The sequence below is a fragment of the Nocardioides exalbidus genome, assembly GCF_900105585.1.
Classification (GTDB): Bacteria; Actinomycetota; Actinomycetes; order Propionibacteriales; family Nocardioidaceae; genus Nocardioides; species Nocardioides exalbidus.
Map to the genome: position 1 here is coordinate 2,932,557 of NZ_FNRT01000002.1, position 22,952 is coordinate 2,955,508.

Here is a 22,952-nt window from a genome sequence, read left to right on the forward strand (position 1 = left end):
GGGTGACGGGTCCCCCGACCGACGTCACCCCACGTCTCACTTCACCTCGCGGTTGAGCACCCGGTAGGTGCCGATCGCGAGCGGGAGCAGCACCCACGCGGCGACGCCGGTGCCGAGCTGCGCCCAGTCCTGCCCGGCCATCTCACCGGCGAACAGCGGCTCCATGACGCGGTCCAGGTTGATCCACCGGCCGACCTCCTCGAGCTGGCTGATGAGCGCCGTCGCGATGCCCCAGATGCTCGGCAGCACCAGGCTCGCGACGATGGCGATCGGGGTGTTGAGGAAGACCAGGCCGAAGGCCACGCCCTGCAGGACGTAGAGCATCAGCGCGAGCACGAGCCCGCCCGCGGCGGCGCCCGTCAGGTCCCACGTGCCGGTGCCGGCGGTGACGTTGACCAGGGCGGACGCCACGAAGGCGACGGCGATGACGCCCAGCGCGAAGAGCATCGACGCGACGGCCTTGGCGGCGACGATGCGACCGCGGCGCGGCTCCAGGGTGAAGGTCACCAGGCCGGTGCGCTGCGACCACTCGGCGGTCGCGGCCATGATGCCCAGGATCGGCAGCACGATCGCGAGGGGCATGGTCGCCATCCCGAGCAGGCCGTCGAAGGTCGCGTCCCCGGGCTCGCCCCAGATGACGACGGCGGCCAGCACGATCGCGGCCAGGAGGCCCATCACGATGACCATCCAGAGGCCGGCTCGGGTGTCGACGACCTTGCGCAGCTCGCTCTGGAGGGTGCGGGCGAACGGCACGCCCGGGCGGCCCTCCAGGGCCGTGGGGACCGGTCGTACGTCGTCCGCGTCCCCGCCGACGACGGGTGCGGGTGCACGGTGGCCGGGGTGGTGTTGTCAGTGGCGGTGGTGCTCATGCTGCGTCCCCTTCCCGGGAGGTGGCGGCCGTGAGGCCGAGGAACATCTCTTCGAGGCCCTCGGAGCCACCGGAGCGCAGCTCGAGGAGCACGACGCGCTCCTCGGCGGCGATCCGGCCGACGACCTCGGCCTCGGCGTCGACGACGAGGCCGGAGCCGGTGCGGGAGACCGGCACGCCGGCCTTCTCGAGCAGGCCGACCAGGCGGGCGTCGTCGGTGGACTGGACGGTGGTGCCGCCGCGGCTGAGGAGCTCCTCCTTGGAGCCCATTGCGACGATGCGGCCGCGGCCGATCATGACCAGGTCGTCGGCGACGATCTGGACCTCGTGGAGCAGGTGGCTCGACAGCAGGACGGTGCCGCCGCCGTCGGCGAAGCGGCGCAGCAGCCCGCGCATCCAGTGGATGCCCTGCGGGTCGAGGCCGTTGGCCGGCTCGTCGAGGATGAGGACCTGCGGCTCGCCGAGCAGCGCGGCGGCGATGCCGAGGCGCTGGCGCATGCCGAGGGAGTAGTTGCGGACCCGGCGGCCCGCCTCCTCGTCGGTGAGGCCGACGGTGTGCAGGACCTCCTCCACGCGGGCCTTCGAGACACCGACGGACACGGCGGCGACGCGGAGCACCTCGCGGCCGGTGCGGCCCGGGTGCTGGGCCGAGGCGTCGAGCATGACGCCGACCTGGCGGCCGGGGTTGTGCAGCTCGCGATAGGTCTGCCCGAGGATCGTGGCGCGGCCGGAGGTCGCCGGGGTCAGCCCGGTCATCATCCGCATCGCCGTGGACTTGCCGGCACCGTTGGGACCGAGGAAGCCGACGACGCTGCCGGGACGCACCTCGAAGGAGATGTCGTCGACGGCGGTGAACCCGCCGTAGCGCTTGGTGAGGTTCTCGACTGTGATCATGGCTCCACCCTGCGCCGGGCGAGGGGGCCCGGGCATCGGGCGCAGGGGTCGGCGGCATCCGACTCCGGTATCGACCTCGGGCCGGCGCCGACACCTGGGTCGGACGCGGCGGTGACCCGAGTACCTCTAGCCTCGGCCCATGGCCCGGACCCGCGAAGACCGCACCGCAGCGGTCGGACGCCCGACCTGGTGGGCCTCGACGTGGCGCTACGTCCTCGCGGCGGTGCTCAGCGTCTCGACGTGGGTCATCGTCGTGGTCGGTGCCGCGGACTGGCCGGCGCCGCACCTGGCGGTGATGTGGCTGCTCGTCGGCGACCCGGTCCTCGGCCTCGTGTCGTTCGTCCTGATCCGCTGGCGACATCGTCGGCCCGCGCCGGTGGCGCTGGTGCTGACGGCCTTCTCGTCCGTGTCGATCGTCAGCACCGGCCCGGCCTCCTGGATCATGGGGTCGATCGCCTCGCACCGGCGGTGGCGGCTCCTCGCGCTCGTGGTGCCGCTCAGCCTGGTGGCCGGCCTCGTGCAGGAGAAGGTCGGCCTCAACGACTCCGGCCTCCCGATGTGGGCCACGATCCTCTTCGGCATGCTGGTGGCCGGCATCCTCGTCGCCACCGGCTACGCGATGGGTTCCCAGCGCGAGCTGGTCGACTCCTACCGCTCCCGTGCCGAGACCGCGGAGCGGGAGCAGCGCGCCCGGGTCGCGCAGGCGCAGGCCGCCGAGCGCACCCGGATCGCGCGGGAGATGCACGACGTGCTGGCCCACCGGATCTCGCTGGTGGCGATGCACGCCAGCACGCTGAGCTATCGCACCGACCTGTCCGAGGAGGACCGCGCGACCGCGGCCCGCTCGATCGAGGAGAACGCCCAGCGGGCCCTCTCCGACCTCCGCGCGGTGCTCGGCGTGCTGCGCGACCCGACCCAGCCGACCGACGCCGCGCCCGAGCCGCCCCAGCCCGGGATCCACGACCTCGCGGCGCTGGTGGAGGAGGAGGCGTCGGGCGGGATGCGCGTACGCCTCTCGAACCGCGTCGAGGACGAGATGCCCGCCGCCACCGGGCGGACGGCCTACCGCATCGTGCAGGAGGCGCTGACCAACGTGCGCAAGCACGCGCCCGGCACCACCGTCACCGTCGACCTCGCCGGCACGCCGGAGGACGGGTTGGTGGTGGCGGTGCGCAACGCGGCACCCGTGGGGCCCGTACGCCGCACCCCGCTGCCGGCGTCCGGCCTCGGCCTGCTGGGGCTGGCCGAGCGGGCCGCGCTGGCGGGCGGGCGGATCAGCCACGGCGTCGACGCCACGGGCGGCTACTCCGTGCGGGCATGGATACCGTGGGCGCCGTGACCGCAACGCAGGACCCGGGCGCTCCCGATCGGATCGACCTGGCCGTCGTCGACGACGACCCGATGGTGCGCGCCGCACTCGGGATGATGCTCGGCGGCGCGTCGGGGATCGCCGTCGTGGCCGAGGCCGGCGACGGCGAGGAGGCGCTCGCCGTCGTCCCCGCCTCCGGGGCCGACGTCGTGCTGATGGACATCCGGATGCCGGTGCGCGACGGGCTCAGCGCGACCGAGGAGCTGCTCCGCTCCCACCCGGACCTCAAGATCATCGTGCTGACGACCTTCGACACCGACGACATGGTGCTCAAGGCGCTGCGCACCGGCGCCGCGGGCTTCCTGCTGAAGGACACCCCGCCCGCGCGGCTCGTCGAGGCGATCCGCACGGTGGCGTCCGGGCAGCCGATGCTCTCGCCGAGCGTCACGGCCCAGCTCATCGCCGCGGTCACCCGCAACGCCGGCGCCGACGCGACCCGCGAGGCGCAGGACCGTGGCCGTGCCGCGCGGGACGCCCTCGCCGGTCTCACCGAGCGCGAGCGCGACGTGGCCGACGGGGTGGCGCGCGGGCTGAGCAACGCCGAGATCGCGGGCGAGCTCTTCATGGGCGTGCCGACGGTCAAGACGCACGTCGGGCGGCTCTTCTCCAAGCTGGGCGTCGAGAACCGGGTGCAGGTCGCGATCCTGGTCCACGACGCCCAGGGCTAGTGCCGATGGTGGGGCGAGCCGCCCGGCGTCAGGTGTCGGCGGTGCCGGTCAGCGGACCTCGAGCAGGTCCACCACGAAGATCAGCGTCTCGCCCGGCTTGATCGCGCCGCCGGCGCCGCGGTCGCCGTAGCCGAGGTGCGGTGGGATGACGAGCCGGCGACGACCGCCGACCTTCATGCCCTGCACGCCGGTGTCCCAGCCGGAGATGACCTGGCCGATGCCGAGTCGGAACTGCAGCGGGGTGCCGCGGTTGTAGGACGCGTCGAACTCCTCGCCCGTGGAGTGGGCGACGCCGACGTAGTGGACCGAGACGGTCGAGCCGGAGGTGGCCTCGGTGCCGTCGCCCTCGACGAGGTCGGTGACCTCGAGGTCGGTGGGCGCCTCGCCCATGTGCGGGTCGACGTCGGGCTTCTCGCTCACGTGTGCTCCTTCGATTCTGGGAAGTGGTGCGGTCAGGTCTGGTGGACGTAGCTGTCGAGCTGGTCGCGCTCGAACTCGAGCTCGCCGATGCGGTTCTTCACCACGTCACCGATGGAGATGATGCCGGTCAGCCGTCCGTCGGCCACCACCGGGACGTGCCGGATGCGGTGCTGGGTCATCGTCTGCATGAGGTCGGTGAGGTCGTCACCGCCGTCGCAGGTGCGCACCTCGGCGGTCATGATCTCGCGCACGGCCACGTCGAGCACGCCCGTGTCGGCGTGGAGACGGCGTACGACGTCGCGCTCGCTGACGATGCCCGTCACGGCCTCGCCGTCGTCGCTCACCACGAGCGCGCCCACGTTGTGCTCGGCCAGCAGCGCGACGAGCTCGCGCACGGTGGCGTCGGGGCCGATGGTCACCACGGCCCGGCTGGTCTTGCCCTGGATGACGTCCTGGATCCTCATGGTCCTCAACCTCTCGTCCGGCGTGACTACTGACCAGTCACCGTAGCCAGAACCGACGCCGAGGGACAGGGCGCGACGTGGTGCAGGTCACAGCCGGTCGCGCAGGCTGCTCACCGATCCGGGCCCGCGCCGCGGCACGTCGGGGTCGGTGTCGTCGTCGCCGAGCCCGCCGAGGAACGACAGCGCGGCGTCGTGGAGGTGGCCGTTGGAGGCGAGGGCGTTGCCGCCCCACGGCCCGTCGTTGCCGTCGAGCGAGGTGAACCGGCCCCCGGCCTCGCGCACGATGACGTCGAGCGCGGCCATGTCGTAGAGCTCGAGCTCCGGCTCGGCCGCGAGGTCGACCGCTCCCTCGGCGAGGAGCATGTAGGACCAGAAGTCCCCGTAGGCGCGGGTGCGCCAGCAGCGCCGCTGCAGCGAGATGAAGTCGTCGAGCCGGTCGCGCTCGTCCCAGCCGGACAGGGAGGAGTAGCTCAGCGACGCGTCCTCGAGGCGCCGGACGTCGGACACCTCGCACTTCGTCGCCTTCAGCAGCGAGCGTCCCGTCCAGGCACCGTTGCCCACCGAGGCCCACCACCGGCGCTGGAGCTGCGGAGCGGAGACCACGCCGAGCACGACCTCGTCGTCGACCGCGAGGGCGATCAGCGTCGCCCACACGGGCACGCCGCGGACGAAGTTCTTGGTGCCGTCGATCGGGTCGACGATCCAGCGGCGCTGGCTGTGGCCGGTCGTGCCCTGCTCCTCACCCACGACGGCGTCGCGCGAGCGGACCCGCGAGAGCGTGCGGCGGATGCCCTCCTCGACGGCCTTGTCGGCATCGGTCACGGGGGTCAGGTCGGGCTTGCTCATGACGTGGAGGTCGAGCGCCTTGAACCGGGCCTGGGTCAGCGAGTCCGCGTCATCGGCGAGGACGTGCGCGAGCCGCAGGTCGTCGGTGTAGTCGTTGGAGCCGTGGATGGGCATGTTCACAGGCTATTCCCAGCATGGCGCCCTACTGTGCACGCATGGAGCTCAACGGAGTGCCGCTGCACCCGCTCATCGTCCACGCGGTCGTCGTGCTCGGCCCGCTCGCGGCCATCACGGGACTCGTCTTCGCCTTCGTGCCGAGGTGGCGCTGGCTGCTGCGGTGGCCGCTCGTCGTCCTCGCCGTGGTCACCGCCGTGGCATCGTTCCTCGCGGTCGTCGCGGGCGAGGACCTGCTGTCGTCGCGGCCCGAGCTCGCGCCGCTCGTGGAGGACCACGAGGAGGCCGGCGAGCTGCTGCGCAACGTGTCGCTGGCCTTCGCGCTCGTCGCCGGCTTCGGCGCCTGGGCGCTCGGCGGGGCGTCCGCGCTCGCGTCCGGCAGGGGTGCCCGCGAGACGCGGCTGCGGATCCCGGCGATGGCCGTGCTGGTCGTGGGGTCGGTCGTCCTGGGCTACGCGCTCTTCATGGCCGGTGACACCGGCGCCAAGGCCGTCTGGGGCTGAGCCGGCCCCGTCCGGGCCGGACTACCAGTCGCTCGCGCCCTCGCGCGCGGCGAGCAGGCGCCTGAAGGACTCCACCCGGTCGGGGTCGGCCTCGCCGGCCTCGACCGCCTCGTCGAGCCCGCACTCGGGCTCGCCGGTGCCGTGGGTGCACCCGCGGGGGCAGTCCTCGGTCATCTCCTCGAGGTCGGGGAAGGCCTCGATGAGGTCCTCCGGTCGCACGTGGGCGAGGCCGAACGAGCGGATGCCCGGGGTGTCGATGATCCAGCCCGCGTCGTCCGGCAGCTCGAGGAGGTAGGCGCTCGTCGAGGTGTGGCGGCCACGGCCGGTGACAGCGTTGACGATGCCCACCTCACGGTGCGCGTCCGGCACGAGGGCGTTGACCAGGGTCGACTTCCCGACCCCGCTGTGCCCGACGAGGACGCTGGTGCGCCCGTGCAGCCGCTCGCGGAGCGCGCCGAGGTCGCCGGCCCGGTCGCCCTTGAGCTGAGTCACCACCCACGGCACGCCGAGGGAGCGGTAGGTGGACAGCAGGGTCTCGGGGTCGGCCAGGTCGGCCTTGGTGAGGCAGAGCAGCGGCGCCATCCCGGCGTCGTACGCCGCCACGAGCGCGCGGTCGATCAGGCGCGGGCGCGGCTCGGGGTCGGCCAGCGCGGTCACCACGACCAGCTGGTCGGCGTTGGAGACGATGACCCGCTCGACGGGGTCGTCGTCGTCGGCCGTGCGTCGCAGCGTGGTGCTGCGCTCCACGACCTCGACGATCCGGGCCAGCGAGCCGTCGACGCCGCTCGTGTCACCGACCACGCGCACGTGGTCGCCGACCACGACGCCCTTGCGGCCGAGCGGGCGCGACTTCATCGCCATCACCCGGTGCCCGTCGACGGTCAGCGTGAACCGGCCGCGGTCGACGGTGACGACCCGGCCGTCGACGGCGTCGTCGTAGGTCGGCCGGTCCTTGGTGCGCGGGCGGGTGCGCCGGCGCGGGCGCTCGTAGTGCTCGTGGTCGTGCTCGGAGTAGCGACCCGTCACCGGGAGGTCCCGTGCACGGCGTCGCTCCAGGCAGCCGCGAAGTCCGGGAAGGTCTTCGAGGTGGTCGCGATGTCCTCGACGAGCACGTCGTCGACGGCGAGGCCGAGGATGACGCCGGCGTGGGCCATCCGGTGGTCGGCGTAGGTCCGGAAGGTGCCGCCGTGCAGCGTGGCCGGCCGGATCGACAGGCCGTCCTCGCGCTCGGTGACGTCGGCGCCCAGGCGGCCGAGCTCGGTGGCGAGCGCGGTGATCCGGTCGGTCTCGTGGCCGCGGATGTGCGCGACCCCGCGCAGGTGCGACGGCGAGTCGGCCAGTGCGCAGAGTGCGGCGATCGCGGGCGTGAGCTCACCCACGTCGTGGAGGTCGAGGTCGACGCCCTGCAGGCGGTCCGGCCCGACGACCGTGAGGTCGCCGTCGGCGAGGGTGACCTCGCACCCCATGAGGGTGAGGATCTCGCGCAGCTCGTCGCCGGGCTGGGTGGTCAGCGCGGGCCAGTCGGTGACCGTCACCCGGCCTCCGGTGGCCGCACCGAGCGCCAGGAAGGGTGCGGCGTTGGAGAGGTCGGGCTCGATGTCGTCGTCGACCGCCTTGACCGGACCGGGGGCGACCGCCCACCGGTTGGGGTCGTGGTCGTCGACCGCGACGCCGCGCTGGCGCAGCATCTGGACGGTCATCTCGATGTGGGGGAGGGAGGGCACGGGCTTGCCGACGTGGCGCACGTCGACGCCGTGGTCGTAGCGGGCGCCCGCGAGCAGCAGCGCGGAGACGAACTGCGACGAGGCGCTCGCGTCGATGGTGACCGTCCCGCCGGGCACCGAGCCTGTGCCGTGGACGGCGAAGGGGAGCGCCTCGCGGCCGCCGTCGTCGATCCGCACGCCGAGCGCACCGAGGGCGGCGAGCATCTGGCCGACGGGACGCTGGCGCATGTGCGGGTCACCGTCGAAGGCGACCGTCCCCCGGGCCAGTCCGACGACCGGCGGCACGAACCGCATCACGGTGCCGGCGAGCCCGCAGTCGACGTCGGCGTCACGGTCCCAGGTGCCGGGGGTGACGGCCCAGTGGCCGGACCCGTCGTCACCGTCGGTGTCCTCCACCGAGGTGCCGAGCGACCTCAGCGCGGCAGCCATCAGCAGGGTGTCGCGCGAGCGCAGTGGACGGCGTACGACGCTGGGGCCGTCCGCGATCGCGGCGAGGACCAGCGCGCGGTTGGTGAGCGACTTGCTCCCCGGCAGCGAGACGACCCGGTCGACGGGGTCGTGGGGTCGGGGCGCGGGCCAGGGATCGGGGATCGGATCGACAGGCTGGTCAGTCACCTGCGCAGCCTATCGAGGACGTGCCTCGATCAGGTCAGCTGCGCCTTGGCCAGCTTGGCCTCGCGGCGCGCGTCCTTGGCGACCTGCTTGGCCTCGCGACGTACGTCGGCGGCGGCGCGGCGGGCGCGCCAGGCCAGGCCGGGCTTGCCCTCGGTGTCGACGGCGGCGAGGAGCAGGCCACCGAGCACGGAGGTGTTCTTGAAGAACTGGAGGCGCTGGGTGGCCCGCGCCTGCGGGTCGGTCTCGTCCCAGAACGAGTGCCCGGCGAGCGTGGTGGGCACCAGGGACGCGGCGAGCACGCCCGCGCTGAGGCGCGGTGCGCGGCCGGTCGCCAGGGCGGCGGCGGCGAGGATCTGCGCGCCGGCGTTGATCCGCACGAGCGTCGCGGGGTCGGTCGGGATGGGGAGCGCAGGAGCGGCCTTCTGCGCCGCGGGCACGACCCTGTCGGTGACCTTCTTCGCCTTCGACGCATGCCCCTCGGTGTTGCGGATGGCGTTGATGCCACCGGCGACGAAGATCGAGGCCAGCATGGGACGGGCGAGCAACCGGGTGATCGTCATGCCCTCATTCCTACACGATGGGGCGTCGCTCCCGCTCCGTCCGCAGGGGTGCGAGATCAGGAGAGCAGGGCCCGCCAGGTGTTGTTGGCCGGGGCCGGGTCGTCGCTCGCGGCGACCAGTGTGGCGGTGACCGTGCTGCCCGGGAGCGCGATCACGCGGATGTCGACGGCGGAGGTGTCGTCACCGCCCACGGTGCACCGCAGTCCGCCCGGTGCGGACGCGCATCGGGGATCGACGCGGGTGGTGACCACGAGTCCGCCGAAGGTGATCCGCAGCTCGGCCGAGGTGCCCGCCGCGAGCCCGGACGGCCGGACCTGCACGCGGTAGAACCCGCTGCCACCCGTCACGGTCCCGGTGACCGCGGTGTCCACCGGCGTGGGTGTGGGGGTGGGGTCCGGCGTGGTGGTCGGGTCCGGGGTGGTGGTCGGGTCGGGCGTGGTCGTGGGGTCCGGGGTGGTGGTCGGGTCCGGCGTCGTCGTCGGGTCCGGCGTCGTCGTCGGACTCGGCTCGTCGGTGGGCTGCGGCGTGGGGGTCGGCGACGACGTGGGGGACGAGGTGGGGTCGGACGTGGGCGTCGACGTCGGGGTCGCGGTGGGGGACGCGGTGGGGGACGAGGTGGGGGACGAGGTGGGGTCGGACGTCGGCGTCGACGTCGGGGTCGCGGTGGGCGTCGAGGTGGGCGTCGAGGTGGGCGTCGAGGTGGGCGTCGGCTCGTCGGTCGGCTCGTCCGTCGGCTCCGAGGTCGGATCGGTCGTCGGCGCGTCCGTGGGGTCGGTGGTGCCCGGGGTCTCGGTCGGCGCCGGGACGGTCGTCGTGGCGGGCGGCAGCACCGGGACGACGTCGTCGGAGACGGGCTCGATGCTCTCGGGTCCGTTGCCCTGCCGCTGCAGGCCGGCGCCCGGGACGGTGCCGTCCTGGGCTGCTGCGGGGCTGCTCAGTGCGGGGTTGCGCGGCGGGGGCTCGGCGGTGGTGCGGGGCGGGTTGTTGAGGCCGACGGCCACGGCACCGCCGACCACGACCACGCTGGCGGCCACGCCGGCGACCGCTGCGGCGGCGCTGTTGCCGACGACGAGGTCGCGGACGCGGCCCACGACGGTCCCGATGCTGCCGAGGCCGATGGGGACGGAGCCGGCGGCGAGCGTCGTACCGAGGTAGGCGGAGCCGATCGCACCCAGCAGCAGTGGGGCGAGCAGCCCGCCGAGGTTGGAGTTCACCTCGGTGAGCTCGAGGTAGAGCGCCGTGCACGAGCGGCAGTCGTCGAGGTGGGCCTGCACCTTGGCCGCGTCGCGGCGCGAGGTGGCGTCGCGGACGAAGGCGCCGAGCTGGGAGTGGGTCCAGCGGCAGCGATCGCCCTCGATCTCGGCGGCGTGCTCGATCAGGAAGGCCTGGCGCAGGCCCTCGCGTGCCCGGTAGGCGAGCGCGGAGACCGAGTTGGGGCTCATCCCGAGGAGGGGAGCGATGTCGGCGGGCTTGTCGCCCTCGACCTCGGTGTGCCACAGCACCAGCTGCCAGCGCTCGGGGAGCGAGGCGAAGGCGCGGGCCGCGGCACCGCTCTCGAACCCCTCGACGGCCGTGTCCCGGAAGGGGATGCCCGGGTCGAACGCCTCCATGTCGTCGGTCGTGTGGAGCTTCGACCCGGACCGGAACCGGTCGACCTGGAGCCGGCGGACCGACGTCAGGAGGTAGGCGCGGAACGCCACGTCGGGGCCACCGCCGCGCTGGAGCACGCCCAGCACCTTGACGAAGGCGTCGGAGACGAGATCCTCGGCGTCGGCGGGTGGCACGAGCTGGCGGGCCAGGCGCCGGGCGGCGTCGACGTGTCGCTCGAACAGCACGCCGTAGGCATCGACGTCCCCACCGCGGACCGCCGAGATCAGCTCGGCGTCGGCAAGTGGTTCGACACTGGTGGCACTGCTCATTGCGGCTGGACGCTTTCCCCGTGGCACCGCCGTGGTGCGGAGTCGAGTGACTTCCTTGACCGTCGTTTGACGTCCTTTGACTGTAGCCCGCTGGGCGTGCGCGTGCGTGGCGAAGACGCGATTTCAGAAATAGGTGGTCTGGTCCGCGTCATGGACCCCCGCGAGGACCGTCCCATCACCGAGCAGTGGGAAACAGGAGGGGGTGCCGTGAGGAAGTTCGCCACACGTGGGCGTCGGCCTCCGGCCGTCGATCCTGGGATGAGCGCGCTCGGGTCAGCTGTCGTGCGGTCGGGGTTGCCGCACCGGTTCGATCCCGTGGGGGAGGCGCTCATCTCAGGGTCCGACGTCCTGGCCGCCTGCGAGGTGGCCGGGCACGACCTGGCCCTCGACGGAGCCTCGGTCCAGGAGGCGCTCGACGGGCTGCGCGAGACCTGGCGGCAGGTCACCGGCAGCGATCCGACGTACGACGTCGTGACGGCGCTGATGACCGCGTGGAGCGAAGCCACGCTCGGCTACCTCCACCAGCTCTCCTGCGAGGACCCGCTCACCGGGCTCTCCAGCCAGGCGCACCTGCGCAGCAGGCTCTCCGAGCTCTACCGCCTCGGCGCCGTCGACGGCGTGGCGGCGCACGCGCTCGTCGTCTTCGCGCTGCCGCCGGGCGAGGCGTCGGAGGACACCGGCGACCACTTCACCCGGGCCATGCGCCTCGCGCGGGCGGGCGAGCTGAGCCGCACGGCGTTCGCACGCGACGAGACCGTCGCCCGGCTCGGCATGCACCGGGTCGGCATCCTGACGCGCCGCGACGACCGGCTGGGCCGGCGGGTGCAGGTGCTGCGCACGATGCTCGACCGGCTGCGCGAGTCCGGGGGGACCGAGGCGGCCGTGCGGATCTGGATCGAGGGACTGCCGACCACCGACGTCGGCGCCGGCATGCTGCTCGACGACCTCGCTCGCGGCTGAGGCGTCGAGCGCTCCCCTAGGGTGGACGCATGTGCGGCAGATACGCCTCCTCTCGTCAACCCGATGACCTCGTCGAGGAGTTCGAGGTCGTCGAGAGCCGCATCGCCGCGCCGCTGGCGGCCGACTACAACGTCGCGCCGACCAAGGAGGTGTACGCCGTCGTCGAGCGGCCGCCGTCACGCGGGTCCGACGAGCCGGCGCAGCGGCAGCTGCGCGTCCTCACGTGGGGCCTCGTGCCGTCGTGGGCCAAGGACCCGTCGATCGGCAACCGGATGATCAACGCCCGCATGGAGACGGTCGCCGAGAAGCCTGCCTATCGCAAGGCGTTTGCCACCCGTCGCGCGCTGCTGCCCGCCGACGGCTACTTCGAGTGGTACCCGACCTCGCAGACCAACGCGAGGGGGAAGCCGGTCAAGCAGCCCTTCTTCATCCGCCCGAAGGACGGCGGCGTCCTCGCGATGGCCGGTCTCTACGAGATCTGGCGCGACCCGGCGAAGGGCGAGGACGACCCCGACCGGTTCCGCTGGACCTGCACCGTGCTGACGACCGAGGCCGAGGACGAGCTCGGCCACATCCACGACCGCATGCCGCTCATGGTCGAGCGCGAGCGCTGGCACGAGTGGCTCGACCCGACCACGCCCGGCGACACCCGGCTCCTGGTGCCCGCGGCGCCCGGCCGCCTCGAGGCCTACGCCGTGCCCACCCTGGTCAGCAACGTGCGCAACAACGGACCCGAGCTCGTCGAGCCGCTGCCCGTGTCCGACGAAGGGCAGACCCCGTGAAGAAGGCGACCGTCCGCACCGTCGACACTCCGCACGGCGAGGGGCGGCTGCACACGCGGCGGGCGACCAGCCCGATGGCGACGCTGCTGCTCAGCCACGGCGCCGGCGGCGGGGTGGACGCCCGCGACCTCTGGGCGCTCGCCGACGCGCTGCCCGCGCAGGGCGTCTCGGTCGTGCTCTTCGAGCAGCCGTGGCGGGTGGCCGGTCGCAAGGTGGCCACGCCCCCGGCGACGCTGGACGTCGGGCTGACCCGTGCCGCCGACATGATGCGGGTGCGTACGCCGCTCGTCGTCGGCGGTCGCTCGGCCGGCGCGCGGTCCGCGGCGCGCACGGCCCGGGCGCTGGGCGCCACCGGCTGCCTGGCGCTGTCGTTCCCGCTCCACCCGCCCGGGAGGACCGAGGCGACCCGGCTGCCCGAGCTCCGCGCCGTCGGCCTGCCCACGCTCGTGGTGCAGGGGGAGCGTGACCCGATGGGCCGTCCCGACGAGTTCCCCGGCGACCTCGAGCACGTCGACCTCGCCGTCGTCCCGGGCGGCGACCACGGCCTGAAGGTGCCCGCGCGGGGCGCGGTCAGCCAGGACGAGGCGATGGGGATCGTCGTGGAGTCGACCCTGGAGTGGCTGGTGCGTGAAGTCGTCGGGAATCCCTCGACGGGGTGAGGTGTTGGGGCATGTGTGCAGACACAGACCCTCGAACGCCCCCGCGCGGCGCAGCGCGGTGAATCGCCTGCACCCACAGCGGTATCGTGGGCGGCGATGACTGAATCTCTCAACGACCCCGTCGAGGTCGAGATCGTCGTCGAGGACGAGTCCTCCGACGACCGATCCGCGCGCTTCGAGCGCGACGCCCTCCCGTTCCTCGACCAGCTCTACGGCGCGGCGATGCGGATGACCCGCAATCCCGCCGACGCCGAGGACCTCGTCCAGGAGACCTTCGCGAAGGCCTACAGCGCCTTCCACCAGTTCAAGCCCGGCACCAACCTCAAGGCCTGGCTCTACCGGATCCTGACGAACACCTACATCAACTCCTACCGCAAGAAGCAGCGGCAGCCGCAGCAGTCGATGTCCGAGGACGTCGAGGACTGGCAGCTCGCCCGCGCCGAGTCGCACTCGTCGACCGGCCTGCGGTCGGCCGAGATGGAGGCGCTCGAGCACCTGCCCGACTCCGAGGTCAAGGACGCGCTCCAGCGCCTGCCCGAGGAGTTCCGCCTCGCGGTCTACCTCGCCGACGTCGAGGGATTCCCCTACAAGGAGATCGCCGAGATCATGGACACGCCGATCGGCACCGTGATGTCGCGCCTGCACCGTGGCCGGCGCCAGCTGCGCGACATGCTCGCCGACTACGTGCGGACCAACGACCTCCTGCCCGCCTCCGCCCTCCCGGGCGCCGGAGAGGGGAGCGCGTCGTGAGCACCCACGAGCACGGCCGCGACGACTGCGTCGACTACATCGAGCGCATCGTCTACTTCATCGACAACGAGCTCGACCAGGCGGACTGCGCCGTCGTCGAGATGCACCTGCGCGAGTGCGGCCCCTGCCTCGAGCGCCACGACCTCCAGAAGGCGGTCAAGCAGCTCGTCCAGCGGTCCTGCTCGGAGTCGGCGCCGGAGTCGCTGCGCGATCGCGTACGCCTGCAGCTGCGCGAGGTCCGCGTCCAGATCACCGAGGGCGGGTCCTGACCTTCCCGCGGACTCGATTAGCCCCTCCCGGGGTCATTTGAGACACTGCTCCGAGCACCGATTCCAGGAGGACCACCATGGGCAAGACCGGACGCAAGCGCCGCGCTCGCAAGAAGAAGGGCGCGAACCACGGCAAGCGCCCCAACGCCTGATCCGTCTCTGACGCATCACGCCGCCGAAGTCCCCGCCAGTGGCGGGGACTTTTGCATGTCTAGAGCCGGGACATGAACCGCTCCGCGTCGATCACCACGCGGGTGATCTCGCCCGCGGCGAGCACCTTGCCGGAGGTCGCGTCGCGGGCACCCACCGTGAAGCGGTGGAGCCGGCCGTCCTCGTAGGCGCTCGACGCCGACACCTCCACCTCGGCCCCCACCGGGCTGGCGGCGAGGTGCTCGACCTGGACCCGGGTGCCCACGCTCGTCGAGCCCGCCGCGAGGACCGGCTCCAGGCAGGCGCAGGTCGCCGCCTCGAGCCAGGCGAGCAGGCGCGGCGTGCCGAGCACCGGGAGCGAGCCGCTGCCGACAGCGGCCGCGGTGTCGTCGTCGCCGACGGTGAAGGTCAGCGTGGCGGGCTCGGGCTGCGGCATGGGCGGGCCTCTCGGAAGATCTTCGGGCGGTGGGGCAACCTGTGGTGCACCCACACGTCTACCAGACATGAGCACGAGGACCACGACGACGAGGACGGGGACCGGGACCGGCATGGAGCCAGCGGTGGACATCACCGAGCTGTACGCCGCCCACCGGCTGCAGCTGGTCCGGCTGGCGGTGCTGCTGGTCGACGACTTCGCCTCGGCCGAGGACGTCGTGCAGGACGCGTTCGCCGCACTGGCCCGCCGACCCGACGCGGTCCAGGACCCGTCGAAGGCCCTCGCGTACCTCCGGGTCTCGGTGGTCAACACCGCGCGCTCCGCGCTGCGCCGACGACGGACGGCGCGGGCGTACTCACCACCCGACGACGTCGCACCACCGGGTCCGGAGGACACCGCCGTGCTGGCCGAGGAGCACCGCGAGGTCATCGCGGCACTGCACACCCTCGCGCCCCGCCAGCGCGAGGTGCTGGTGCTGCGCTACTGGTCCCACCTCACCGAGGCGGAGATCGCCCGGACGCTCGGCATCAGCCAGGGCACCGTGAAGTCGACCGCCAGCCGCGCGCTGGTGGCACTGGAGAAGAGCATGGCGAAGGCCGCGACCTCGGGGAAGGAGGAGCGATGAGCACCACACAGGACCAGACGCCGGGGATGGCGGGCATGGAGGCCCGGCTGCGGGCCGCGCTGGACGCCCGGGCCGAGCTCGTACGTCCCGAGGACCTCGCGCCGATCGCGCCGGTCGTGCCGCTCCGGCCGAGGTGGCAGTCACCGTGGGTGCTGCTCGCGACCGCTGCGGTCGTGCTCCTCGTCCTCGGTGCGGTCTTCCAGACGGTCGCAGGCGGGCCGAGGTCCGACGAGATCGCTCCCCAGCCGGACCAGCGGACGGTCGAGCAGACGCCCGAGCTCCCTGCGGACGTCGGTCGCGACTGGCGCCCGGACCCCGAGGCCGCGCCCATCCGCGCCGACCTCGACGGCGACGGCACCCGCGAGCGCGTCGAGCTCCTGACCGAGCCGACTGCGGACGACGACGGCCGGATCCGTGTCCAGACGACGCTCAGCAGCACGGGCTAGGAGGCCTACGGCGTCGTCGAGCTCGGCACGACCGGGGTCGTCGGTGCCTTTGCCCCGATCGACGCCGACGACGACGGCGACCAGGAGCTGGTGGTCTACGCGAACAACATCGACGGGCCTGTCGAGTCCTACTCACCGGCCGTCCTCGACCTGCGTGACGGGCTGCTGGTCCAGGTCGCGTCGAGCGACCCCGACCTCCTCAGCGGAGGGAAGGTGGTGGTGCCGGGCTCGGCGACCGCATACTACGAGCTGTTCCACCAGCAGTCCGTTTTCGTCGACGCCGGCACGCTCGTCTCGACCCGGTCGGTGGACACCTACGCCCGCCCGCTCGACGGCGGCACCGTGAGCCTCGTCCCGGAGACCCTGGTCGTGGATCGCTACGAGTGGACCCTCGACGACGGCGTGCTCCGCCCGGGCGAGCCGTCCTGCGCCTACTACGAGCCCGAGGCGCCCGCTGCGGCGTGCACGCCCGACACCCGCGCGGACCTGCCCTACGTCACGTCCGAGTCGACCGACACGATCGGGGTGGGGGAGCAGGTCGCCCTCGAGGACGGCGGCCTGGGCTACAGCGCGCGGCTCGACCCGGGTGACCCGCCCACGCTGGTCGTCGACGGTCCCGGCGCGGACGGTGACGTCTTCGCGGTCGACGTCCCGGACCCGCGCATCCACACGATCAGCCCGACGGACCTGAGGAGCGGGCAGGGCGCGTCGGTGCTCGTGACCTCGGCGTCCGACCCCGACACGATGCAGGTGGTCGTCCAGACGGCCGACCAGGCGGGGTTGGTGGCCGTGCGACCGGTGGGCGAGGTCTCGCTGGGGACGGGGACGACCGACGACGGTCGCGCCTACCGGTCCTGGCTGACCCAGGCCGGCGTGCTGGTCACGGCCGTGGCCGACGACGACGGGTCGTGGGAGGCCTGGCGCTGGGCGCGGGTCGGCGAGCAGGAGATGGCCGCACTGCCGTGGGGGACGATCTGCTTCGACGACGTCGAGGACCCGACGACCGGTCGTGCCTGCTGAGTCAGAACGCCTTGCGGAAGGCCAGCAGGTCGACGCCGGGCATCGGCGACCAGTCGCGCTCCGGGTCGCGCTCGTAGCCGAGTCGCCCGTAGACCCGGTGGGCGCTGGTCATCACGGCCAGCGACGACAGGGCCATCCCGGTGGCGCCGTGCGCACGCGCACGCTCCTCGCAGAGCCGGGCGAGCGCCGTGCCGGCTCCGGCACCCTGCGCGGTCGGGTCGACGGCCAGCATCCGGAACTCGCCCTCGTCGTCGCGGCCGATCTCGCGCCACGGCGAGCCGGGCGGGCAGGAGGTGACGAGGCCGAGCAGTCGCCCGCCCTCGACGGCCACCCACACCTCGGCCTCGGCGTCGCGGGTCGCCACGTCGCGCAGCCGGTCGCGGTAGTCGTCCTCCGCGCCGCCGAGGAAGGGCTCGTAGGCCGCCACGCAGACCGCGCCGGCCGCGGCGTGCTCCTCCCGCCGGATCCGTCGCAGCTCCATCGGGTCGGTCCGGCTCAGATGCCGAAGGTGTTGCGCGGGTAGGCCGCGTCGACGTCGGTGATCACGTTGACGAGGTAGGGCACCCCGGCGGCGTACGCCCGGTCGAGCGCCGGCCCGATCTGCTTCGGGTCGGTCACGGTCTCGCCGGCGCCACCGAGCGCCTTGACCACCTCGTCGTACGGCGTGCGCGGGGCGAGGTCGGCCACCACGTCGTAGCCGTAGAGCATCTGCATCGGGCCCTTCTCCAGGCCCCACGCGGAGTTGTTGCCCATCACCATGACGACCGGGAGGTCGTGGCGCACGAGGGTGTCGACGTCCATCAGCGAGAAGCCCGCCGCGCCATCGCCCAGCAGCAGCGTGACCTGTGCGCTCGGGCGCGCGATCCGGGCCGCGATCGCCGCTCCGAGGCCGGCGCCCAGGCAGCCGTAGGGACCGGGGTCGAGCCACCCGCCGGGGCGCTTAGGCTCGACGTACTTCCCGGCGAAGGACACGAAGTCGCCGCCGTCGCCGATCACGACCGAGTCGTCGGCCAGCCGAGGCACCAGCTCGCCGTAGATGCGTGCCGGGTGGATCGGGTCGGCCTCGGCGGTGAGGAGCGCGGCGTCGCGCTCGACGGCCGCCCTCACCTGGTCGGCGAGCTGGTCCGCCCAGGCGCTCCAGTCGGGCTTGCTGCCACGCTCGATCGCGGCCTGGAGGCCGTCGAGGACCGTGGTCAGGTCACCGGCGACCGACCCGGCGAGCTCGGCGTGGCCGGAGACCTGGCCGGGGGAGTCAGCGATGTGCACCACGCGCGCGAACGCGCCGTCGGGGTTCTTGTCGGGACCGCCGAAGACGCCGTAGCCCAGCCGGAAGTCCAGCGGCGTGCCGACCACCACGACCAGGTCGGCGCCGGAGAGCGCGGCGCCGCGCGCCTTGGTGACGAGCGAGCGGTGCCCGCCCGGGACGAGTCCGCGGCCCATCCCGTTGGTCAGGGTCGGGATCCCGAGGTCCTCCACGAAGCGGAGCGCGGCCTCCTCGGCGTGGTCGGCCCACACGTCGGTGCCGAGGATGAGCACGGGTCGCTGCGCCTGGGCGAGCAGGCGGGCGACGGCCTCGATCGCGTCGGCGTCCGGCTCGACGCGGGTGCCGGTGCCCGACGACGCGGCGCCGGTCGAGGAGTTGAAGAACTCGTCCATCGGTACGTCGACGAAGACGGGTCCGCGGTGGCTGGAGCGCGCCAGGGTGAAGGCGTCGTCCATCCCGGCGGCGACGTCGGCGGCGGTCATCAGCGTCCTGGCCGCCTTCGCGACCGGCGCGATGATGGGCGGCTGGTCGAGCTCCTGGAGCGACCCGGTGCCCCAGCGGTTCTGCGGGGCGCGGCCGCCGACGACGACCATCGGCGACCCGGCGAACTGGGCCTGCGCGATCGCGCTGATGCCGTTCGTGACGCCCGGACCGGCGGTGAGGACGGCGAGGCCGGGGACCCGGGTGAGCTTGCCGGTGGCCTCGGCGGCGAACGCAGCCGTCTGCTCGTGGCGGACGTCCAGCAACCGCATCTGCGGCGGCTCGCCCTCCTGGTTGAGCTTCACCGCGCCGTCGTACATCGGGAACACGTGGGCGCCGGAGAGGGTGAACATCGTCTCCACGCCGTGGGCGCGGGCGACGCTGACGGCCAGCTCGCCGCTGTGGCCTGTGATCTGGGTCTCGCTCATGCCCGCAGGCTAGCGCGTGCCTACTTGCAAGTAGGGAGCGTTGGTCGCGCGCAGCGCCTCCACCACGACGAGGAGCAGGTCGGGGCGCACGGTCGGCGGCTCGGGAGCGAGGGAGAGGTGCACGAACAGCGCCCGCAGGAGTGCCTGGGGGCCGGACGCCGGCAGGAACGGGTCGGCCGCGCCGCCGAGACCGTAGGGGTTGGCCGCCGCACCGATGCGGTGGATCCACGGCTCGAGCACCTCGGTGCCGAGGGTGTTGCGGCGCAGGACGCGCATCGCCGCCGCGGCGATGCGGTCCACCTCCCCGGAGGCGAGGGGCTGGTCGGCGGGCTGCTGGAGGACGCGCTCGGCCAGGACGTCGAGGAGCACCGCGTGCTCGGCGCCGGCGAGGTGGGGCGAGCCGGCGAGGGCACCGATCGTGTCGGCGCCGTGGGCGACCGCGTGGGCCCAGCCCTTGCCGTCGACGTGGCCGCGCGTGTCGGCCTCGCTGAGGAACCACACCACGACCCGGTCGCCCCAGTCGAGGACCTTGGCGCCGGGGAGCAGGTGGTGGGCGTTGTTGCGCTCGAGGCACTCGGCGAGGATCAGCGCGCTGAAGCTGCGCCGGAAGACCGTGTCGGTGCCCGTCTCGCCGAGCCCGACCGCCAGCCCGGCGACCATCCCGTCGCCCAGGCCGGCCAGCAGGTCGTCGTAGACGCCGCGCTCGATCCAGGTCGCCAGGGCGGGGTAGGCGGTGCCGTCACGCACCTCCGGCTCGGTGGACCCGAGCATCGTCGTCAGCTCGGCCGTGAGGTCGTCGAGAGGTCTGTCCGAGGGGACCTCGAACCCGGCTGCCTGCACCTGGTTCCAGTACCCGAGAGACATGCCGCCGATCATGCCAGCCCGTGCCGACACCCTCCTAGTCGAGCCCTAGGCTGGCCGGGTGCCCTCCCTCCACGAGCTCGTGCGAGCCCACACCGACCTCGTCGAGGACGACGTCTCGTGGCTCCAGCTGCTCATGGCGGACTGGCAGATCCTGGCCGACCTCTCCTTCGCCGACCTCGTGCTGTGGCTGCCCGACAGGGAGGGCAAGGGCTACTGGGCCGGCGGCCAGATGCGTCCGACGACCGGCCCGACGGCGCTCGTCGACGACGTGCTCGGCACCTTCATCCCGTCCGGGCGCCGACGGATGCTGGACGAGGCGTTCGCGACCGGGCGGCTGGTGCGCGAAGGCGATCCTGAGTGGCGCGACGACGTGCCCGTGCGGGTCGAGGTCATCCCGGTGCGCCGCGCCGGCCGGGTGATCGCGATGATCGCGCGCAACACCAACCTCCTCGGCGTACGCACCCCGAGCCGGCTCGAGCTGAGCTATCTCCAGACCGCCGCCGAGCTCACCCAGATGATCGCCGCCGGCTGGTTCCCGCTGTCGGACCAGCGCAGCGACCACGCCGACTCACCGCGCGTCGGCGACGGTTTCGTGCGGCTCGACGCGGCCGGCCGGGTGGTCTACGCGAGCCCCAACGGGCTGTCCGCCTACCGGCGCCTCGGGCTCCAGGGCGACCTCGCCGGGCTGGTGCTCACCGAGCTGACCCGCGACCTGGTGCCGGCCCGCAAGCGACCCGACGAGGAGACGCTCAGCGCGGTGCTCGGCGGCCGCGACGGGCGCGCGACGGAGGTGGGCACCGACGAGGTCACGCTGATCGTGCGCAGCATCCCGCTGCGACCGCAGGGCGACCGCAGCGGCGCCCTGCTCCTGGTCCGCGACGTCACCGAGCTCCGGCGCCGCGACCGCGAGCTCGTCACCAAGGACGTCACCATCCGCGAGATCCACCACCGGGTGAAGAACAACCTCCAGACCGTGGCCGCGCTGCTCCGGCTGCAGGCGCGGCGGACGGACGCCGAGGACGCCAAGGCCGCGCTGGAGGAGGCCGTGCGGCGCGTCGGCTCGATCGCGATCGTCCACGAGACGCTCAGCCACGCCGTCGAGGAGACGGTCGACTTCGACGACATCGCCGACCGTCTCGGCGCGATGGTCGTCGACGTCAGCGGGGTCGAGGTGCCGGTGCGGGTGGTGCGCGAGGGCTCCTTCGGCAAGCTGCCGTCCGAGGCGGCGACCCCGCTCGCCATGGTGCTCACCGAGGTGCTGCAGAACGCCATCGAGCACGGCTACGCAGGCGTCCCCGACGGCACCACGGGCAGGGTCGTGGTGACGGCCCGGCGGATCGTCGGCCGGCTGCACGTGGTCGTCGAGGACGACGGGCGGGGGCTGCCCGACGACTTCGACCTCGACGGGTCCACCCAGCTGGGGCTCTCGATCGTGCGCACGCTCGTGGAGTCCGAGCTCGCGGGCGTGCTGGAGATCGGGCCCGGGACGCGGGGGACCCGGGTGCAGGCGGACCTGCCCCTCGACTGAGTCGCCCCGGGTCAGGCGGTGCGGATCCGGGCGCGCGCGTTGCGGCGCTTCAACGCCCGACGCTCGTCCTCGCTCAGGCCGCCCCACACACCGTGGTCCTGCCCGGCCTCGAGGGCCCAGGCGAGACACTGCTCGCGCACGTCGCATCGTCGGCACACCTGCTTGGCCTCTTCGATCTGGAGGATCGCGGGTCCGGTGTTGCCGATTGGGAAGAACAGCTCAGGGTCCTCGTCGAGGCATGCCGAGCGACTGCGCCAATCCATGGGGTGGGGGATCCCTCTTTCTCAAATCACAGGCGGGTGCTGTTTCGGACAATCAGCTCAGCCCGGGCGCTCACAAGCGCAGCGACCAGACTGGCAAGACTTGAACGTTCACACAACCCCCCAAGATGGTCGTGTCGGTCACAACTACTCTGGGACTGTGCCTGTTACGCCTTCGGTTGATCCCCCAGCGGCCCACGATACAACCCCGGCCCCACTCGTCGTGGCTGCGGCCCTCACGGCGGTGGAGGCTGCGGCCCTGCTCGTGCTCGGCGTGCTGGAGCTGGTGCACCTGCGCTCGATCCGGCTGACGATGGGCGTCACCACGACCATCTTCTTCCTCGGCGCCGCGGCCGCGCTCGCGTGGTGCGCGTGGGCACTCCGGGGCGTACGACGCTGGGCACGCGGGCCCGTCGTGATGGTCCAGCTCATCCAGCTGGGGCTCGCCTGGAACCTCTGGGCGGGCTCGACGAAGCCGGCCTCCGCGGTCCTCGCCGTGGTCGGCCTCGTCGTCATCGCCGGTCTGGTCCACCCCGCGAGCACCCGGGCCCTCGAGGCGGCGGACGAGGCCGCCTGATGGCCGGAGTCGCGCGCGTGCGGCCGGTCGAGCCCGGCGACGAGGGGGAGTGGCGGCGGCTGTTCGCCGGCTACCGGGAGTTCTACGAGCTCCCGGCCGACGACGACGTGGTCGACCGGGTGTGGAGCTGGCTGCACGACGCCGAGGTCGAGGTGCACGGGCTGGTCGCCGAGGTCGATGGCGTGCTCGTCGGGCTGGCCCACCACCGGGCGTTCCACCGTCCGTCGACGGGCACGGTCGGGACGTGGCTCGACGACCTGTTCGTGGACCCGGCCGTCCGGGGGAGCGGCGCCGGGCGGGCCCTCGTCGACAGGCTCGCGGCGGACGCGGCTGCCCAGGGCCGGTCCGTGGTCCGCTGGATCACGGCCGAGGACAACGACGTCGCTCGCGGGATGTACGACTCGATGGCCGACGCGACCCGCTGGGTGACGTACGACCGCAGGCCCTGAGGCAGGCCCTGAGGCAGGCCCTGAGGCAGGCCCTGAGGCGG

29 protein-coding genes are annotated in these 22,952 nt (G+C 73.1%); 15 read left to right on the forward strand and 14 right to left on the reverse strand.

Annotated elements, in window-relative coordinates:
- Positions 1–36: 36 nt before the first annotated feature.
- Positions 37–753 (reverse strand): ABC transporter permease, encoded by a 717-nt coding sequence (locus tag BLV76_RS14400; protein ID WP_175539687.1) that lies wholly within the window; start codon positions 751–753, stop codon positions 37–39.
- Between the two features lie 112 nt (positions 754–865).
- The gene (locus BLV76_RS14405) at positions 866–1,762 is read right to left on the reverse strand and encodes an ABC transporter ATP-binding protein (RefSeq protein ID WP_090969744.1); all 897 of its coding nucleotides are present in this window, start codon (positions 1,760–1,762) and stop codon (positions 866–868) included.
- 139 nt (positions 1,763–1,901) lie between these two features.
- Between BLV76_RS14405 and BLV76_RS14410 the strand changes: the two genes are divergently transcribed.
- Entirely contained in the window at positions 1,902–3,101 is a 1,200-nt protein-coding gene (locus BLV76_RS14410) for a sensor histidine kinase (protein WP_090969745.1), read from the forward strand.
- Complete coding sequence (locus BLV76_RS14415) at positions 3,098–3,799, forward strand: response regulator transcription factor (RefSeq protein WP_281246168.1); 702 nt, start codon at positions 3,098–3,100, stop codon at positions 3,797–3,799. Before BLV76_RS14410 ends, BLV76_RS14415 begins: the two co-directional genes overlap by 4 nt.
- A gap of 48 nt (positions 3,800–3,847) precedes the next feature.
- On the opposite strand, the gene BLV76_RS14420 is transcribed toward BLV76_RS14415, so the two are convergent.
- The 3 genes from BLV76_RS14420 to BLV76_RS14430 form a co-directional block, all read right to left on the reverse strand.
- Positions 3,848–4,189, reverse strand: coding sequence for an FKBP-type peptidyl-prolyl cis-trans isomerase (locus BLV76_RS14420; RefSeq protein ID WP_090972757.1), 342 nt, complete (start codon positions 4,187–4,189; stop codon positions 3,848–3,850).
- A 62-nt stretch (positions 4,190–4,251) separates the two neighbouring features.
- Positions 4,252–4,683 (reverse strand): CBS domain-containing protein, encoded by a 432-nt coding sequence (locus BLV76_RS14425; protein ID WP_090969747.1) that lies wholly within the window; start codon positions 4,681–4,683, stop codon positions 4,252–4,254.
- 87 nt (positions 4,684–4,770) lie between these two features.
- Positions 4,771–5,643, reverse strand: coding sequence for an inositol monophosphatase family protein (locus tag BLV76_RS14430; protein ID WP_090972759.1), 873 nt, complete (start codon positions 5,641–5,643; stop codon positions 4,771–4,773).
- A 41-nt stretch (positions 5,644–5,684) separates the two neighbouring features.
- On the opposite strand from BLV76_RS14430, the gene BLV76_RS14435 reads away from it, so the two are divergent.
- Complete coding sequence (locus tag BLV76_RS14435) at positions 5,685–6,146, forward strand: DUF2231 domain-containing protein (RefSeq protein ID WP_090969748.1); 462 nt, start codon at positions 5,685–5,687, stop codon at positions 6,144–6,146.
- A 21-nt stretch (positions 6,147–6,167) separates the two neighbouring features.
- Here the strand turns inward: BLV76_RS14435 and rsgA are convergent, their stop codons facing one another.
- Genes rsgA through BLV76_RS14455 form a run of 4 tightly spaced genes read right to left on the reverse strand, consistent with a single transcriptional unit; the run spans position 6,168 to position 10,964 of the window.
- Positions 6,168–7,172, reverse strand: coding sequence for a ribosome small subunit-dependent GTPase A (gene rsgA / locus BLV76_RS14440; protein ID WP_090969749.1), 1,005 nt, complete (start codon positions 7,170–7,172; stop codon positions 6,168–6,170).
- Positions 7,169–8,485, reverse strand: coding sequence for a 3-phosphoshikimate 1-carboxyvinyltransferase (aroA, locus tag BLV76_RS14445; RefSeq protein ID WP_090969750.1), 1,317 nt, complete (start codon positions 8,483–8,485; stop codon positions 7,169–7,171). Before aroA ends, rsgA begins: the two co-directional genes overlap by 4 nt.
- 29 nt (positions 8,486–8,514) lie before the next feature.
- A complete protein-coding gene (locus tag BLV76_RS14450; RefSeq protein ID WP_090969751.1) occupies positions 8,515–9,045 on the reverse strand; it encodes a DoxX family membrane protein in 531 nt (176 codons plus the stop codon).
- A 56-nt stretch (positions 9,046–9,101) separates the two neighbouring features.
- Positions 9,102–10,964 (reverse strand): sigma-70 family RNA polymerase sigma factor, encoded by a 1,863-nt coding sequence (locus BLV76_RS14455; protein ID WP_090969752.1) that lies wholly within the window; start codon positions 10,962–10,964, stop codon positions 9,102–9,104.
- Between the two features lie 258 nt (positions 10,965–11,222).
- On the opposite strand from BLV76_RS14455, the gene BLV76_RS14460 reads away from it, so the two are divergent.
- The 6 genes from BLV76_RS14460 to BLV76_RS23460 all read left to right on the forward strand — a co-directional run bounded on the left by BLV76_RS14460 (position 11,223) and on the right by BLV76_RS23460 (position 14,536).
- The gene (locus tag BLV76_RS14460) at positions 11,223–11,924 is read left to right on the forward strand and encodes a hypothetical protein (RefSeq protein ID WP_139306580.1); all 702 of its coding nucleotides are present in this window, start codon (positions 11,223–11,225) and stop codon (positions 11,922–11,924) included.
- Positions 11,925–11,953: 29 nt separating this feature from the next.
- Positions 11,954–12,706 carry an SOS response-associated peptidase gene (locus BLV76_RS14465; RefSeq protein WP_090969754.1) on the forward strand — a complete coding sequence of 251 codons (753 nt, stop codon included), beginning with the start codon at positions 11,954–11,956 and terminating at the stop codon, positions 12,704–12,706.
- Complete coding sequence (locus tag BLV76_RS14470; RefSeq protein ID WP_090969755.1) at positions 12,703–13,365, forward strand: alpha/beta hydrolase family protein; 663 nt, start codon at positions 12,703–12,705, stop codon at positions 13,363–13,365. The genes BLV76_RS14465 and BLV76_RS14470 overlap by 4 nt, the downstream gene beginning before the upstream one ends.
- Before the next feature lie 96 nt (positions 13,366–13,461).
- Positions 13,462–14,115, forward strand: coding sequence for a sigma-70 family RNA polymerase sigma factor (locus BLV76_RS14475; protein WP_090969756.1), 654 nt, complete (start codon positions 13,462–13,464; stop codon positions 14,113–14,115).
- A complete protein-coding gene (rsrA, locus tag BLV76_RS14480; protein WP_090969757.1) occupies positions 14,112–14,384 on the forward strand; it encodes a mycothiol system anti-sigma-R factor in 273 nt (90 codons plus the stop codon). The genes BLV76_RS14475 and rsrA overlap by 4 nt, the downstream gene beginning before the upstream one ends.
- Positions 14,385–14,461: 77 nt before the next feature.
- Positions 14,462–14,536, forward strand: a complete 75-nt coding sequence (locus BLV76_RS23460) for a 50S ribosomal protein bL37 (RefSeq protein ID WP_369759046.1) — start codon at positions 14,462–14,464, stop codon at positions 14,534–14,536.
- 59 nt (positions 14,537–14,595) lie between these two features.
- Here the strand turns inward: BLV76_RS23460 and BLV76_RS14485 are convergent, their stop codons facing one another.
- Entirely contained in the window at positions 14,596–14,970 is a 375-nt protein-coding gene (locus BLV76_RS14485) for a thioesterase family protein (protein ID WP_090969758.1), read from the reverse strand.
- Positions 14,971–15,094: 124 nt separating this feature from the next.
- On the opposite strand from BLV76_RS14485, the gene BLV76_RS14490 reads away from it, so the two are divergent.
- The 3 genes from BLV76_RS14490 to BLV76_RS14500 all read left to right on the forward strand — a co-directional run bounded on the left by BLV76_RS14490 (position 15,095) and on the right by BLV76_RS14500 (position 17,061).
- Positions 15,095–15,595 carry an RNA polymerase sigma factor gene (locus BLV76_RS14490; protein WP_245734688.1) on the forward strand — a complete coding sequence of 167 codons (501 nt, stop codon included), beginning with the start codon at positions 15,095–15,097 and terminating at the stop codon, positions 15,593–15,595.
- A complete protein-coding gene (locus BLV76_RS14495; protein WP_090969760.1) occupies positions 15,592–16,041 on the forward strand; it encodes a hypothetical protein in 450 nt (149 codons plus the stop codon). The genes BLV76_RS14490 and BLV76_RS14495 overlap by 4 nt, the downstream gene beginning before the upstream one ends.
- A gap of 90 nt (positions 16,042–16,131) precedes the next feature.
- A complete protein-coding gene (locus tag BLV76_RS14500; protein ID WP_090969761.1) occupies positions 16,132–17,061 on the forward strand; it encodes a hypothetical protein in 930 nt (309 codons plus the stop codon).
- Position 17,062: 1 nt separating this feature from the next.
- Here the strand turns inward: BLV76_RS14500 and BLV76_RS14505 are convergent, their stop codons facing one another.
- Genes BLV76_RS14505 through BLV76_RS14515 form a run of 3 tightly spaced genes read right to left on the reverse strand, consistent with a single transcriptional unit; the run spans position 17,063 to position 20,097 of the window.
- Complete coding sequence (locus BLV76_RS14505; RefSeq protein WP_090969762.1) at positions 17,063–17,542, reverse strand: GNAT family N-acetyltransferase; 480 nt, start codon at positions 17,540–17,542, stop codon at positions 17,063–17,065.
- Positions 17,543–17,556: 14 nt separating this feature from the next.
- A complete protein-coding gene (locus tag BLV76_RS14510; RefSeq protein WP_090969763.1) occupies positions 17,557–19,233 on the reverse strand; it encodes an acetolactate synthase in 1,677 nt (558 codons plus the stop codon).
- Positions 19,234–19,242: 9 nt separating this feature from the next.
- Positions 19,243–20,097 (reverse strand): DUF2785 domain-containing protein, encoded by an 855-nt coding sequence (locus BLV76_RS14515; protein WP_090972761.1) that lies wholly within the window; start codon positions 20,095–20,097, stop codon positions 19,243–19,245.
- Positions 20,098–20,155: 58 nt separating this feature from the next.
- On the opposite strand from BLV76_RS14515, the gene BLV76_RS14520 reads away from it, so the two are divergent.
- On the forward strand, positions 20,156–21,625 hold the full coding sequence (locus BLV76_RS14520) for a sensor histidine kinase (protein ID WP_090969764.1): 1,470 nt from the start codon (positions 20,156–20,158) through the stop codon (positions 21,623–21,625).
- Between the two features lie 11 nt (positions 21,626–21,636).
- Here the strand turns inward: BLV76_RS14520 and BLV76_RS14525 are convergent, their stop codons facing one another.
- Entirely contained in the window at positions 21,637–21,888 is a 252-nt protein-coding gene (locus BLV76_RS14525; protein ID WP_090969765.1) for a WhiB family transcriptional regulator, read from the reverse strand.
- A 220-nt stretch (positions 21,889–22,108) separates the two neighbouring features.
- Between BLV76_RS14525 and BLV76_RS14530 the strand changes: the two genes are divergently transcribed.
- Positions 22,109–22,462: a hypothetical protein gene (locus BLV76_RS14530; protein WP_090969766.1), complete on the forward strand. Its 354-nt coding sequence runs from the start codon at positions 22,109–22,111 to the stop codon at positions 22,460–22,462.
- A complete protein-coding gene (locus BLV76_RS14535) occupies positions 22,462–22,911 on the forward strand; it encodes a GNAT family N-acetyltransferase (protein ID WP_090969767.1) in 450 nt (149 codons plus the stop codon). The genes BLV76_RS14530 and BLV76_RS14535 overlap by 1 nt, the downstream gene beginning before the upstream one ends.
- Positions 22,912–22,952: the final 41 nt, after the last annotated feature.

Excerpts from the sequence above, each read along its gene's own strand:
- BLV76_RS14405 (WP_090969744.1), bottom strand. The coding sequence starts at position 1,762 with ATGATCACAGTCGAGAACCTCACCAAGCGCTACGGCGGGTTCACCGCC.
- BLV76_RS14410 (WP_090969745.1), top strand. The coding sequence starts at position 1,902 with ATGGCCCGGACCCGCGAAGACCGCACCGCAGCGGTCGGACGCCCGACC.
- BLV76_RS14420 (WP_090972757.1), bottom strand. The coding sequence starts at position 4,189 with ATGGGCGAGGCGCCCACCGACCTCGAGGTCACCGACCTCGTCGAGGGC.
- BLV76_RS14425 (WP_090969747.1), bottom strand. The coding sequence starts at position 4,683 with ATGAGGATCCAGGACGTCATCCAGGGCAAGACCAGCCGGGCCGTGGTG.
- BLV76_RS14430 (WP_090972759.1), bottom strand. The coding sequence starts at position 5,643 with ATGCCCATCCACGGCTCCAACGACTACACCGACGACCTGCGGCTCGCG.
- BLV76_RS14435 (WP_090969748.1), top strand. The coding sequence starts at position 5,685 with ATGGAGCTCAACGGAGTGCCGCTGCACCCGCTCATCGTCCACGCGGTC.
- BLV76_RS14450 (WP_090969751.1), bottom strand. The coding sequence starts at position 9,045 with ATGACGATCACCCGGTTGCTCGCCCGTCCCATGCTGGCCTCGATCTTC.
- BLV76_RS14455 (WP_090969752.1), bottom strand. The coding sequence starts at position 10,964 with ATGAGCAGTGCCACCAGTGTCGAACCACTTGCCGACGCCGAGCTGATC.
- BLV76_RS14460 (WP_139306580.1), top strand. The coding sequence starts at position 11,223 with ATGAGCGCGCTCGGGTCAGCTGTCGTGCGGTCGGGGTTGCCGCACCGG.
- BLV76_RS14465 (WP_090969754.1), top strand. The coding sequence starts at position 11,954 with ATGTGCGGCAGATACGCCTCCTCTCGTCAACCCGATGACCTCGTCGAG.
- BLV76_RS14475 (WP_090969756.1), top strand. The coding sequence starts at position 13,462 with ATGACTGAATCTCTCAACGACCCCGTCGAGGTCGAGATCGTCGTCGAG.
- BLV76_RS14485 (WP_090969758.1), bottom strand. The coding sequence starts at position 14,970 with ATGCCGCAGCCCGAGCCCGCCACGCTGACCTTCACCGTCGGCGACGAC.
- BLV76_RS14495 (WP_090969760.1), top strand. The coding sequence starts at position 15,592 with ATGAGCACCACACAGGACCAGACGCCGGGGATGGCGGGCATGGAGGCC.
- BLV76_RS14505 (WP_090969762.1), bottom strand. The coding sequence starts at position 17,542 with ATGGAGCTGCGACGGATCCGGCGGGAGGAGCACGCCGCGGCCGGCGCG.
- BLV76_RS14510 (WP_090969763.1), bottom strand. The coding sequence starts at position 19,233 with ATGAGCGAGACCCAGATCACAGGCCACAGCGGCGAGCTGGCCGTCAGC.
- BLV76_RS14515 (WP_090972761.1), bottom strand. The coding sequence starts at position 20,097 with ATGTCTCTCGGGTACTGGAACCAGGTGCAGGCAGCCGGGTTCGAGGTC.
- BLV76_RS14525 (WP_090969765.1), bottom strand. The coding sequence starts at position 21,888 with ATGGATTGGCGCAGTCGCTCGGCATGCCTCGACGAGGACCCTGAGCTG.
- BLV76_RS14535 (WP_090969767.1), top strand. The coding sequence starts at position 22,462 with ATGGCCGGAGTCGCGCGCGTGCGGCCGGTCGAGCCCGGCGACGAGGGG.